Source organism: Enterobacter cloacae complex sp. S3 (assembly GCF_014930495.1).
GTDB classification, from domain to species: domain Bacteria; phylum Pseudomonadota; class Gammaproteobacteria; order Enterobacterales; family Enterobacteriaceae; genus Enterobacter; species Enterobacter asburiae_B.
Map to the genome: position 1 here is coordinate 1 of NZ_JADBRD010000009.1, position 13,775 is coordinate 13,775.

General features: G+C 47.5%; 6 protein-coding genes and 4 pseudogenes. 5 read left to right on the forward strand and 5 right to left on the reverse strand.

Annotated elements, in window-relative coordinates; translation table 11 throughout:
• From IM317_RS03925 to umuD, 4 genes and pseudogenes are all read right to left on the reverse strand, one after another.
• Nucleotides 1–603 (reverse strand): annotated as a pseudogene (locus tag IM317_RS03925) (transposase); the annotation flags it as partial.
• A gap of 69 nt (nt 604–672) precedes the next feature.
• Nucleotides 673–1,076 (reverse strand): annotated as a pseudogene (locus IM317_RS03930) (transposase); the annotation flags it as partial.
• Between the two features lie 230 nt (nt 1,077–1,306).
• Nucleotides 1,307–2,569, reverse strand: coding sequence for a translesion error-prone DNA polymerase V subunit UmuC (gene umuC, locus IM317_RS03935; RefSeq protein ID WP_033145354.1), 1,263 nt, complete (start codon nt 2,567–2,569; stop codon nt 1,307–1,309).
• A 2-nt stretch (nt 2,570–2,571) separates the two neighbouring features.
• Nucleotides 2,572–2,991: a translesion error-prone DNA polymerase V autoproteolytic subunit gene (gene umuD / locus IM317_RS03940; protein ID WP_033145355.1), complete on the reverse strand. Its 420-nt coding sequence runs from the start codon at nt 2,989–2,991 to the stop codon at nt 2,572–2,574.
• Nucleotides 2,992–3,424: 433 nt separating this feature from the next.
• Here umuD and IM317_RS03945 point away from each other — a divergent pair, with 433 nt between their 5' ends.
• Both IM317_RS03945 and IM317_RS03950 read left to right on the forward strand, forming a co-directional pair.
• Nucleotides 3,425–7,846, forward strand: a complete 4,422-nt coding sequence (locus IM317_RS03945) for an ATP-binding protein (RefSeq protein ID WP_033145356.1) — start codon at nt 3,425–3,427, stop codon at nt 7,844–7,846.
• Nucleotides 7,847–7,911: 65 nt separating this feature from the next.
• Nucleotides 7,912–9,288 (forward strand): multidrug DMT transporter permease, encoded by a 1,377-nt coding sequence (locus IM317_RS03950; protein WP_223998180.1) that lies wholly within the window; start codon nt 7,912–7,914, stop codon nt 9,286–9,288.
• A gap of 13 nt (nt 9,289–9,301) precedes the next feature.
• Here IM317_RS03950 and IM317_RS03955 read toward each other — a convergent pair.
• Nucleotides 9,302–9,439, reverse strand: a pseudogene (locus tag IM317_RS03955) (IS30 family transposase); the annotation flags it as partial.
• Nucleotides 9,440–9,730: 291 nt separating this feature from the next.
• Between IM317_RS03955 and IM317_RS03960 the strand changes: the two are divergent.
• The 3 genes and pseudogenes from IM317_RS03960 to umuC (IM317_RS03970) form a co-directional block, all read left to right on the forward strand.
• Nucleotides 9,731–11,335, forward strand: a complete 1,605-nt coding sequence (locus IM317_RS03960) for an AAA family ATPase (RefSeq protein ID WP_033145358.1) — start codon at nt 9,731–9,733, stop codon at nt 11,333–11,335.
• Between the two features lie 10 nt (nt 11,336–11,345).
• Nucleotides 11,346–12,212, forward strand: coding sequence for an HNH endonuclease (locus IM317_RS03965; protein WP_049015317.1), 867 nt, complete (start codon nt 11,346–11,348; stop codon nt 12,210–12,212).
• A 388-nt stretch (nt 12,213–12,600) separates the two neighbouring features.
• Nucleotides 12,601–13,767, forward strand: a pseudogene (gene umuC / locus IM317_RS03970) (translesion error-prone DNA polymerase V subunit UmuC); the annotation flags it as partial.
• Nucleotides 13,768–13,775: the final 8 nt, after the last annotated feature.

Here is a 13,775-nt window from a genome sequence, read left to right on the forward strand (position 1 = left end):
TAATCGTGGGGGCAGGTCAGGGGTTCTCACCGTCAGACGCAGCTTTCCCTTGCGGCGAAAATTCAGTTTCAGCGGACAGTAAATTCGGTGAACACGTTTATGGTTCTAGGTATTGCCCTGCCTGCGCAGCAGCTGGAACAGTTTCTTAAAACCTAAAACCGTCGCGCGGATAGCGTTCTGCCAGCTCAGTCAGCGCATGAATCACCGGTTCATCACTCCGGGTAACAGGCTGATAAAACTACACTGTCCTGCTCAGCGATAACGTCCTGCAGCTCTGGCGTAAACTCATGACAAATTATGCCGTCAGATAGCTAACGAGTTCACGTTTTATCGCTGGTTTTAAATCTTTTTTCGATGACGTCTTAAGTGCCCGGCACTCAAGGGTGAGATCAGCAAACATCTGTTTAAGCCTCCGATTCTCGTCTTCCAGAACTTTGATTTTTTTATATCGGCCGCTTCCACCCCGTCATATTTCGCCTTCCAGTTGTAATAGCTGGCTTCGAACATCGCGGCCTCACGGCACACATCTGTGACGGTTCGTCCGGCTTCGACGGACTTCAGCACGGCGATGATCTGGTGCTCAGTGAATCGGATCTTGCGTATAGTGATCTCCTAAGGGGATATAATCAGTATGTCGGAAGATATATAAAAGTGAATGGTTCGTTTTACCGGGATACTTACAGTCAGACACTCCTTCGTGAAGTCGTCCACGCAGGTCAGGCACTTTATCGTGCGGCCGGTGGCCAGCGCGTACATGACGAAATCCATCGACCAGGTCAGGTTGGGCTCCGCCGAGCGGAGCAGCGGCAGACGTTCCGTTGCCAGTCCTTTACGACATCGTCTGCGTTTTACGCCCAGCCCGCTGAGATGATAAAGGCAGTACACGCGCTAGTGATTAAGCTGAAGGACTTCAGGCTCTTAACCTCAGGCACCTCCATACCGCCATACTTCTTGCGTCAGGTGTAAAAGGTGGTGTCGGAAATGGTGTGCTTTACGGCAGATTCACGGGCAGAAATCCCGGCTTCAGCCTCGCGGAGAATACTGATGATCTGTTCGTCGGAAAAACACTTCTTCATGGGGATGTCCTCATGTGGCTTATGAAGACATTACTAACATCGCGGTGTGTTAATCAACGGGGAGCAGGTCAGATTCATACTCGGTGCCAAGTTGATAACCCAGCAGAAGCACTACCAACCATCATTGCCACGTTAGATATCCCCCCCTACAGTAGGAAAATGCATTTTAATATAGCTTATCTTTACGCCTATAATATAAATCTCCATCAGGGCTTCAGTTCAAAATAATTTCACCTTGCCACTGGCAAGTCTGAATATCGGGTTGTGTAAGCGGGAGACAACATCTCACGTTTCATAGTCCATGATTTTTCGAACCCCTGACCTGCAAACCAAACCTTCCCTTTTCCTGACTTATTCAGTTTGTCTATGGCCCCCATCAATGCAGCGCTGTTTCTTCGTTGGGAATTATCGTCAAATAAATTTAACTGAGCCACTCCAGTACTAAAAAAATCAGCAAGCATAACACCAGCCTTCATATATCGATGACCATCAACCCATACCCTCCTTAGGGCGTTCGTAGCAGCGTTTATAATGTCACGTGTATCATTTGATGGTATTAGTAGTTTTACGGAAGCTTGATTTCCATAGTATATTTCGTTATCTGCATGTGGGCTTGTACGAAGAAAAACGCTAACGAAACGACAAAACTGGCGCTCGCCACGCAGTTTTTCCGCTGCGCGTTCGGCGTAAGCACAAATGGCCTGATGCATATCTGAGTACTGAGTTACACGGTGGCCAAAAGATCTACTACAGATGATCTGTTGTTTTGTTGGTGAAAACTCTTCTAGTTCAAGGCATTGCTCACCACGAAGTTCTCGGACGGTCCTTTCAAGCACGACATTAAAATGCTTTCTTATTATCCACAATGAGCTTTCAGCCAGATCAAGTGCTGTATTAATACCCATGGAGTTAAGTTTCTTACTAATTCTTCGACCAACACCCCACACATCCTCAACAGAGGTAAGTGCCATTAGCCTACGCTGCCGATCAATATTAGATAAATCGACAACACCACCAGTGCCACGCCATTTCTTGGCTGCATGGTTAGCTAGCTTTGCTAATGTTTTTGTTTGTGCAATACCAATTCCCACAGTTAAACCTGTATTTTTAAATACTTTGTTTTTCATTTCATGACCGAAATCACTTAATGGCATGCAGTTTATCACCCCAGATAAATTAACGAAGGCTTCATCTATTGAATAAACTTCGATCGAAGGAGATATTGCAGTTAGCGTCTGCATAACTCGCTCACTTAGATCGGAATAAAGTGCATAATTAGAACTAAATACATGAATCCTAGAGCTATATGTATTGTTTTTTATTTTAAAAAAAGGCTCACCCATTTTTATACCGAGGGATTTTGCTTCAGTTGAACGAGAAATAATACAGCCGTCGTTATTGGAAACCACGACAACAGGCTTTCCCTGCAAGTCTGGCCGAAAAAGAGTTTCACAAGAAGTATAAAAACTATTTACATCTACGAGAGCAAACATGTTTATTTATGCGCCTTAATACTGAAAATCACCACCCCAAATATTTCTAATTCATCTGCATTTTGAAATGAAATCGAAGAATAATCATGGTTGTGAGGTACTAGCTGTAGATAAGGATGAGTACGAAGTTCTTTGACGGTAAACCCACCTGAAACAGCAGCAATAACAATATCGCCATGTATGGCCGAAAGCGAGCGATCAACCACTAAAAGATCCCCATCACTGATACCGGCGTCATGCATAGACTCCCCGCTAACTTTTATGAAGTAAGTGGCACTCGGGTGTCTTATCAGCAATTTATTGAGATCCAGTCTGTCCTCAACATAGTCCTGCGCAGGGCTTGGAAAGCCGCAGGGTACTTTCTCAGAAAAGAGGTGAAGTATGAGCGGGGGAGAAATCTCAGTTGGTCGGGTGAAAAGCATGATGTTGATCCTATTATACTGTGTTTATATACAGTATTACTGAAAGCAGCTAAGGATCAAGAAACTTGTGAAGCGACTCCTGAAAGTGCTTGAAGTGTCTGTTAATTTAGTTGTGTGGTATCTAATATAGTTTTGTTGCCTGACTTAAACCCAGTTCAGCGAAACCGTAGCACTCTGGCAGTAAGTCGCGCCGATTCCTTGCTCTTCGATGAAGAACCAGCTCCCACCGAGTTTATTCACAGGAATTGGACGTGCATATGCGATAAGTACATCAGAAAATAAAGTATTCTGCATAACCGTCATGCAATTTTTAGTTGCCAGTTCAAATATCTGAAAAGCGTGCCCCTGAATCGGAGTCCTGTCCATTCAGAAACAGGGAGCAGGCCAGCTACGAAAGCGTTGGTCAAGTATCCAGAACACAGGTGGCCCTTTAATGTCTGAAGAAATCAAAAATACTGCGATCACTGCTGCAGGCTATGTCTATCAGAACCGGCAGGGGCTGAAACTGCTGTGTGACTGGCTAGATGTGCCGACACGCTATACCCGAGTGAAGTTTGAGTGCGACGACGAGGCTGTTGCTCCGACCGGGCTGGATGACATCGTCGCCGAGCGCCCTAACCATCTCGTTGACCTCCAGCAGGTGAAATATACTCCTAATCCTGCCGAGCACCCCCTGAATTGGGCGTGGATGTTGGAGAGGACCGGAAAGACAGCACGATCGAGGTCGATGTTGCGTAAGTGGTTTGATGCTTTTGTTAAATTGGATTCTGCTCGCGTCGGAGAGCTATCGTTGAAGACCAATCGCCGACCAGATGCCGACATTGAGTCTTGCCTGACTGATGGAAAAATCGATTTATCCAAAGTTCCAGAGCCACGGCGATTAGAGGTTATCGCTGAACTCGGCGACGAAAAGAAATGTGAATTATTTTTCAAGCGGTTGCAGATTGTTCACAGCGATAAGAGCTTCGAATCTCTTGAACACGAGATCGATGCGCGATTGCGCTTTCACGGCACACCAGAGGGAGTTGCGAACTTAAAAAACGTCGCCTTGAACTGGTCGATTCAGAAAAACTTTCCGCCGCCAGAAGGGTGGATTTCTCTGGAGCAAGTCCGCACTATTCTGCGGGCAATACCGCCGGCCCCCATGCCGGAAGATTTTGTTGTGCCTCTCGGATATGAGGTGCCTGACGAGACGTTCCACCGTGAATTCGTACGTGACACGGTTGCCGGGGCCGGGCAGACAATCGTGCTCACAGGGCCGCCTGGTCGTGGGAAGAGCACATACTTGAGCGCGATGTGCGAAGTGCTTGCTGAATCAGGGGTTCCCACGGTACGGCACCACTACTTCCTCTCGACGACCGAGCGGGGACGAGACCGTGTGAACAGCTACGTGGTTGAGCAATCGATCGAGGCGCAAGTCAAACGGTTACATCCGGAAGTTGATGCGCCTGGTAGTGACCTGCGGGGCCTCCTCGAAGCGTGCGCAACCTACTACAAGACTAAGGACAAGCCGTTCGTACTGGTTCTGGACGGCCTGGACCATGTCTGGCGCATTAACAGCGCTGATAAACGGCCGCTGGACGATGTGTTCTCCCAGATTATTCCCTGCCCGGATAACATGGTTCTGTTGGTAGGTACACAGCCGGTCGACGATACTCAACTGCCTAGGGACCTCTTGTCAGTTGCACCTAAGGCTAGTTGGCGAACATTGCCGGCGATGTCCGAGAACGCCGTCCTGTCCTACCTTCACAAGGCGGTTGACGAAGGCAGGCTCTTGATCCGGTTCAACGATGAAGATCAGATAGAACGTCAGCTACAGGAAGCTGCGACCGCACTTCGAACTAAGACCAACGGCCACCCGCTGCACGTTATCTATGCCACGGCTGAGCTTGAGCACGCAGGACGAGACCTGGACAGCTGGAATATTGAGCGGCTACAGGGTGACATGACCAAAGAGGCAAAGTTCTATTACGCATCGTTGTGGGAAGAGCTGCTACCAAGTCTCAAAGACACGCTGCGATTAGTATGTGCGTTTCCCTTCTTTTGGCCCAAAGCCGCTTTTCTGGAGATCTCCGCTAAGCAGGGTGCTGCGCCGCCAGATGTCGCCAAGGTGGAACATCTGCTGCACTCATCGGCTGCTGGTCTAAAGGTCTTCCATGAGAGTCTGGCGGTTTTTGTACGCTCGACCTCTGACTACGGCGAGCGTATCAAGAACCTGATGCCAGCGGTGGCGATCTGGCTGGAAACTGAGGCGCCACCTTCTCTTCGCGTTAACTGGCTCTGGACGGTCCAGGCAAGGTTGGGTAATCCTGAAAATCTCATTACTGGGCTAACTCGTGACTGGATCATGCTTCGTTTAGAGGAAGGCTATCCAGAATCGCTCTTTGACACTCTGCTATCCGAGGCACTGGTCGCAGCTCTGGAGACCAACGCATTTGCGGACGCATATCGGCTCGCACACCTGCAGTCCCGGATGGTTGGCGGCAGCGAATTTCAGATGCAGAGCGACGACATAGCCCGGCTTGTGTCATTTACCCTGACGCTGACAGCCAATGAGGGGGTTGTTCAAGAGGCTATAGCCTCGCGGCACGAGACAGATATTTTGGACGTGGCAGCTCTCGGCTTAGCTTTGCAAGCACGTGGACAAACTGTACTGGCCGAGACCTGCGGTGAGGAGACTCTGCGTCGTTTTAGAGGCCTTAGCCGCTTCTCTAATAGGTATTCAACCAATACGGGGGCTGACGAATTCCAGTTTCTGGTCGATGCGTTCACACGCCTTGGTGCCATCGGGGCGACCCCAGAGATGTTTGCCCAGTTAGTTAGAGAAAATAACCCCATTGTATGGATGCCAAGAGCCCGAATGTTGGTTGAGAACGGTTGCCTGGATGACTTGATGGGGGCGGCTGTTTCGCTACAACCTGATTCGGACACGAGTGTTCTAAGTGACTTCTGCGTTCGCGCGGCCGTAACGGCAGGAGTAAGTATCGTCGACCACGATGACTTCAGCAAGCTGACGCGAACCCCCTTTGTTGCAGCGGTGGAAGCGGCCTGTAAGCGGACTTCGAAGCCACTAAATGAGCCTATTCCGGTCGAGTGGCTCAAGGGGAACTATTACGAGCGTAAAGACGATCTGAACACGCTGGTACACCATTGGTTCTTCAGCGGTGTGCACCTGGGCCTGTGCATGAAAGCCGAGGAGCAAATCGACTTCGAGTTCGTACTAGCACCCAGCTACGAGGAAAGGAAGAATATCAGCCGCTTCCTGGATGCTCTCTCTGCGATTGCTGCTCAAGTTGCAGAGCGTTGGTGGCAAAGGGAATTTGTAGACTTTCATGTAATATTCGAACTGCTCAAACCAGTCAAGTTCAGGGATTTCAGGCAGGATCATAATGCGAGTTCAGCGGCGAAGGATTTCCGGGCTGGGTTACATCGTGTTGCCTGCGATATTCGACTTGGAAGCTGCCTGCTTTTCAATCGTGACGATGTGACACTTACTGAGGCAACCTTGGCAGCGGCAGCCACATCTGAGTGGTTTGACAGTATATCCTTCCGCACTCAGTATGCGGCAGGATTGCTGACAAGGATGAGTGATGAGGCGGCCGCAGCTTTCGTCCATTCTCAACGCGTCATGTTGGATGCAGATATCCGCGAAGAAACTAGCGTGCATCTGCAGACGCCTCTGCAGTTATGTGGCATCACTTTGGCCCATGGATTAAACGTCAGCGCTCAAGAGCTTTGTAAACAGGTCTGGGAGTTAACGACCGGCTATGGGCACCGTAAAGATCCCACGTTGAGTAACACGGTCGATGCCATTGACTACCTTGTAGATGCATCACCAGATGATGCTCGGCGGCTACTCAGTCTGCTTTCGCCACAAATCCATCACGTGCTGGACTACACCGACGGAAAAGGCACGAGGCACTTGCTTGAAGTTGCGGACCATCTGCTGGCAAAACTGAGCCCGATGGCTTTGGTCGTAAAATACGAAGAACACACGCACGCAGGTGAATGGTCGCATGCGGAGAACAGTTTGCGAGCATATGTGCAACAGGGTGTCAGGGAAGGCTGGCCGCTGGATGCCCTCATGCGTACGGGAGTTCATCACGACGTTCAGGACGAGTTAATACAGCTTGAACGCGATGGTCAGGATGGTGCCGCAGGACAGCTACGTGTTCTTAGGGAGCATGTCGGCTGGGACATTGGTGTACTACAGGGTACTGGTTCGTCCAGTAGCGATAACGACAGTAACCCGTATACTGGCGATGTTACGACATTTGCTCCAGAGCAACTGGATCAGTTGCTAATAAGTCTGGCAACAAGCTACAGCGAAAAGAAAAGACTGCTTCGAGCCTGGTATGAGTACTGGGATCGCTCCGGGCAGGGTAAACGCTTGCTCGCGGTTCTGGATGGTTTGCTGCAGTCAGACGAGGGGCGGCAAAAGGGCATCTTCGATCTGTCTGACCTTGCTTTTGAGACCAAACGCAGGTTGAGCGGCTCGAAAGCTGCGTGGAAATATCTTGTCCAGGCGCAGATTCGAAATGGCGGCTGGATGAGAATGATGGAGAGAGAGGCGGATACCTGTAAAAGGTTTGACATGGTAGTGAAGTACTTCCCGAGCCGTTGCGATGAGTTTGTTGATGCTACTACCTACAGCTGGTTCGGAGAGCCCGAGCTGCAGCGTGTAGCGCCGACAGAGCTGATGGTCTATTTCTATGTGCAACAAAAACGCGTAGCAGATGCCGTGAAGTTTGCCGAAATGATGGTCAACTGCGTGCGTGAAGATACCCGAACCCTGCCTCTGGAACGCCCACGTTGGGCAACAGAACTTGATGCTTCGATGACAATGGGAAAATGATGGACGACCTAAGTATTCTAATCGCCAGACTCGGCTGGCCATCAACCGCTACAAGGTGGTGGACCATGCAAGAACTTGCCGCCCGGTTGGGTGAATCAGCATCGAAAGCTACAACGGAGGCTGCGTTACTTAGGTTTCTGAGCTCTCGTAAGCTTGAGGCCGAAGTGGTGGAGGTACTTTACGTATTCTGGATAGCGGTGCAGATGCATCGTTACAAGGCGAGCCAGAAATTGGCGCAAAGCATTCCTAAACCGTCCATTCTCTCAAATCTATTGCTGGAAAGCTTTGGCCTACAGACTGAGACTCCTATAACCGGTCTGGAAGAGGTGACTGAGAGCTTCGCTATTCCACAGGATTTTAACGGTGTTCAAGGAGCGGATCTCCCACGGATTTTTCACACCACAATGGTTAACCTTGAGCATGATAGCGGCTTCCCATTTGTCAGTCAGATGGCGTTCGAGTGGTCAGTAAACAGCAATGTCTATCCAGATGCTCCTTTTCAGGGAGATCACTGGCATTTTGTGAGACCACTTGGCGACGGGTTCATCGGTCACATCTCTTCCAGGGCTGCCATACGGATGATCTCCGCCTATCTCCGCACATTGTCGGTTGCTGAAGAGTTCTGGAGCATGCCTTCAGAATTGGCGGAAAAAATGACTCTGCTGGCATTGCCTGTACACCCAACTCTTGCGTTGCTCAGACCTCGACGTCCGTCTTGGTTTCCCAACCGAGCTGACTTCGATGGCAATCACAAGGAAATAGATGCCGCTGTGCATAGTCTGATTGAACAAGCCCAAACCGAACGCCCTGGAGACGAGCTGATAGCCTTCACGTCGCCTATCGTAATTTCAACTGAGCGCTGTGTAGAAGTCTCGATCGTCCGCTGGGAGCAGATAACAGGTGGCTGCATCAAGGATGAGAACCTGGCCGAGCATCTAAAAGACTTTTGGAGTAGCGGGCAAATGCTTCACGGCTATGCACCGGAGCCGCTAAGCACAACGACTGTCCTGATATCGCCCGCCTTTTACTCTGTCGTCGACGAGAGCAGTAGGGCCTGGCCTCTAGCCATGCCGATCGGTATGGACCGTTTGGGCTACTTGCAACATGATCTGTACCCGGAGCGACTCTTATTACCCATTATGCCTGGCTATGACCTGATCGAGGTCATTCCTCGTAACGGGCAATTGGAGGTTAAATCAGATAATGATGTTGTCGCCGATTTTTATTACTGGAATGCGGGCTGGGGACCAGCTCGGCCTATGCAGTTTGATGGTAACTGTGGTACAGCTCTTGTTTCTAAAGGTAAAGCCTATCGAGAACTACCCGATGTGCCAAACCAAGATATTCGGTCGTTCTACTTCTGGCGTGTACGAACACTCCACAGAAAGGGCTCCTATGAACGTTTTGAGGAAACGCTAAGCTTCGGGGTAGTGTTCGTGTGAATGAGTAAATTATAGTCTGGTGGATAGTCAGCATAATAGAAGAGTGAAATTTGTCGAACATTCTGGGTATATCATGCAGGAAATCACCTTGTTTATATCTGTCCCATATAATCGCCTTGTGTTCTGGCGTGTAGCGAGTTCTTCGTTTCATGGCATGAGGATATGACCTGCCCCCAGAATTAGATACAACCGTCAGTTAGTGATGTCGGTTTTTTATCTGTGAATTTTCATTCTCCAAAATAAAAATTTGGATAGCTATTTTTAAAACTTGAACTATGTGTTAAGCGTGGTAATTTGGAGGTGGGATATTATCTCGATTTGGTCATGATGCTGCTTGTCTCGTGGTAATTGCTCTTGAACCGAGGATAGAAAATGCCAGTGATCGCATATATCCAATACTGGCTGGCACTGTTGTCCAGCCTCAATCTCATAAGAGGTATCTATGTCACTCAGATTTGTAGTGTTAAGCAAAAACGACCAGTTTCCCCAAAGTGGAAAAGATGTAATCTTTCTTAAGGAAAGTAACTGGGATGATTTTGGGTATAAAACAATTTTCCATATTATGTTTTATGATGAACATTCTGCTCGACATGACTTCGGCAATGCAAAGATTGGCTATTTATCTCAGTCAGAGGGCTGGACTTCACAAAAGCTAGAACGTAAATTTGATAAATTCGAAGAAAATTTCTTTTCATTAGGTCAGGATGCAGACTATTATCAAAAAATCATGAATGATTTAAGTGAGCAAACATCTTCAAAATACTTAAAAGCAATGCGTGACATTGTTTATGATAAAGAACTCTTTACGTTAGTGGAATCTGATGCTCAGTCTTTGAGTGATAGTAATAAATCGTCTGTTTATATAGTTTCCATGCTCAGAGACTTAAGTGCTTCTGTCATTCGAAATCAATTTTCCAGAATTTTACAAAATGGTATTCCCCTTACGCCATATTCGTTCCTTTTCAAGAGAAACAAAACTGAAAAGCATTCTAAAGTAGAACTTCATTTTGAAGTTGATCCGGATCTTAAACCTTCAACTAATATTCATATTCTCATAGGCAGAAATGGCGTTGGGAAAACTACGATATTAAACGATATGGTTAAGGCTATAGTCAGAGAGGAACATGATATCTCGACTGATGGTTTTTTTCAAAAATTAAGATTTAATCTTAATATGCCTATTGATTCAGATTATTTTACAGCAGTTGTTTCAGTATCATTTAGCGCCTTTGACCCATTTATACCACCCGATGCAAGAATCGAACCATCGAAAGGGCCACGATATAACTATGTGGGTCTCAAAAGAATAATCACAAATAATGGAAGGAATGAAATACTTATAAAATCTACTGAAGATCTTCATCAGGAAATGATTGGCAGCCTTAAAAATTGCATGTCACTAAGTGGAAAAAGAGAGCGCTGGATTAATGCACTGAATCAGTTAGATGCTGATAATAATTTTTCAGACATCAGCTTAAGTGATATTGAATCCGATTTTGATTCTGATGAAACAGAGGATAAAAGTGTTTTTGAAGAAAAGGTATCACCTATATTCAAGAGTTTGAGTTCAGGACATGCAATAGTGCTGTTAACCCTGACAAGGCTTGTTGAGCTTGTTGAAGAGAAAACTCTTGTCCTGATTGATGAACCTGAAAGCCATTTACATCCTCCTTTGCTTTCCGCTTTCACACGAGCATTATCAGATTTATTATTGAATCGTAATGGCGTTGCTATACTGGCAACTCATTCTCCTGTGGTATTACAGGAGGCTCCTAAGAGTTGTGTATCGGTCATTAGAAGAACACGAATGTCATGTGTGGTGGATAAGCCATTGATTGAGACTTTTGGAGAGAACGTGGGGGTTCTGACTCGGGAGGTCTTTGGACTTGAAGTATCAAGCTCTGGTTTTTATGATGTTCTTGCGGCAGAAGCTAAAAGCGGGCTTAATTACGATGATATAATAAAATTATATGGCGATCAGATAGGGTTTGAAGGAAAGGCGATCCTTCGAGCTATATTGTCTAATAAAAAAAATACTTTTAATTGAAGGAGGTATTATGAAATCGGTAGATCTACCTTCAATTACATATAATGATTTGATTAGCAGTTGTATTGGCAGTATTGACTCGGAAGAGTTACGCAATCGTCTTGAAACTGCGTTAGCTCATCTACTCAGGGCGGGAGTTGCGTATGACCTGGCTGCAACTCATGCAAATCTCTTTCAGACGGCTTGCTTCACAGGCAATGATGATGATGTCGTGGTCGAGTCTGTTACAAAAAAAGAACTCAAAAATCTATATACTGCACAGATGGTTCCCGCAAACAAGCCCAGCAGAATCTATTACGATGATATAAAACTATTGGCACCCCTTGGTATTTGCCCTTTCTGCGGATTTGGCCATGTAAAAACTTTGGATCACTATCTTCCAAAATCAAAGTTTCCGCTACTATCAATATTCCCTTCAAATCTAGTGCCATGTTGCACCGACTGTAACAAAGGCAAACTTGCAAATGTCGCCGTAGCTCAGGGAGAACAGTGCTTACATCCCTATTTCAGTGATCCTATTTTCATTAATGAGCAGTGGATTTTTGCCACTGTCGTTCATTCTTCTCCGGCAGTTGTTACCTTTCATGTACAGCGGCCACCTTTGTGGAGCGATATAAATTTCGGTAGGGTAATTTATCATTTCAGAGAATATGATCTTGCAAACCGATTTTCAGTGCAGGCAGGAAGTGAACTGGCATCCCTCAGGAAAGAGCTTTTGATAGATTTTAGAACAGGAGGAGTAAATGAAGTGCAAAGAACGTTAATAAAAAAGGAAGCAGCCTCAAGAAGTTTAGAGGTTAACTCTTGGAAAACAGCAATGTACCAGGCGTTGTCTGCCGATCCATGGTTTTTCCAAGGGGGGTTTATGCAGGAATAAAACCCATTATTGTGCATAAAAAGGCCCTAATCAGGGCCGTTTTTCAGATATTTAAAGTTATTTATAGGTGGTTTTTCTCTTCCGTACGATAAATACGTATTTAACTTAAGGGTGCATGCTAGTGGTTAGTCAGGTCTTGTAGCTAAATCGAGATGTTCGTATATAACTAAATAGGCCTGCCCGGGCTACGGTCTCACTATAGCGTTCCCTGCTTTTGTAATTCTCCCTGAAATCTGTACCATCCACTTTTAGGGCTTCTCCAACATAGCCTTTGGATCTATTTGCTTAAGCAAGTCACCAAATCGAAAAGACTGAAAAAAGTTAGTAATTAAATATGTTTATAAATCATATAGTTGCTAATAACTAACTGTTAGTTTCATTCAGATACAACGACGGCTGCATTATTTCGCTGTCGCGGGAGGCAAAGCAGTTCGGCATAAAAATGGGTGAGCCGTATTTTAAATTCAAAGAAAAGCCATATCCGTCAAAAGTTTACGTCTTTAGCTCGAACTATGCGCTGTATGCCGATCTCAGCAGTCGGGTCATGCAGACGCTGACCGATCTCGCCCCGGCAATAGAGATTTACTCCATCGATGAAGCGTTCGTGAACGTTTCAGGGGTCAGCCACTGCCTGTCGCTGGAAGCGTTCGGTCACCAGATGCGCACAGAGGTCTTTAAAAATACGGGCCTAACCGTTGGCGTCGGTATTGCCCCGACCAAAACCCTTGCAAAGCTGGCCAACTATGCGGCGAAACGCTGGGCCAGCACGGGCGGCGTGGTCGATCTCTCAGGCCGCGAGCGGCAGCGTAAGCTGCTGGAAAAGGTTCCGGTAGAGGAGGTGTGGGGCGTAGGGCGGCGCATCACGAAAAAGCTCAACGCTATGGGCATTACCACGGCGCTGGAGCTGGCGGAAGCGTCGTCCTGGGTCATCCGCAAACATTTCAACGTGGTACTGGAGCGGACGGCCCGCGAGCTGCGCGGTGAGCCCTGTCTTGATCTGGAGGAGTTCACCCCCACCAAGCAGCAAATCATCTGTAGCCGTTCGTTTGGACACCGTATTACCCAATATGAAGAGATGCACCAGGCCATTTGCGCCTACGCGGAACGCGCTGCGGAAAAACTGCGCGGCGAGCATCAATACTGTTGTTTTATCAGCGTGTTTGTGCGCACCAGCCCGCACGCGGATAACGAAATTTATTACGGCAATCAGGCTTCCGTCACCCTGATGACGCCTACCAATGACTCACGGGATATCATCCGCGCCGCCACGGAGGCGCTGGGGCGTATATGGCTCGACGGCTATCGCTATATGAAAGCCGGGGTCATGCTTGCGGACTTTTTCAGCAGCGGCGTCGCCCAGCTTAACTTGTTTGACGATAATCGCCTGCGCGCCAACAGCGCGGCGCTGATGGAAACGATCGACAGCCTGAATCATTCCGGCAAAGGGAAGATATGGTTTGCCGGGCAGGGTATTGAGAAATCCTGGGCGATGAAGCGTGAGATGCTGTCACCGGCCTATACGACGCGGTACGCCGATTTGCCGGTGGCGAAGTAGAAGATGGT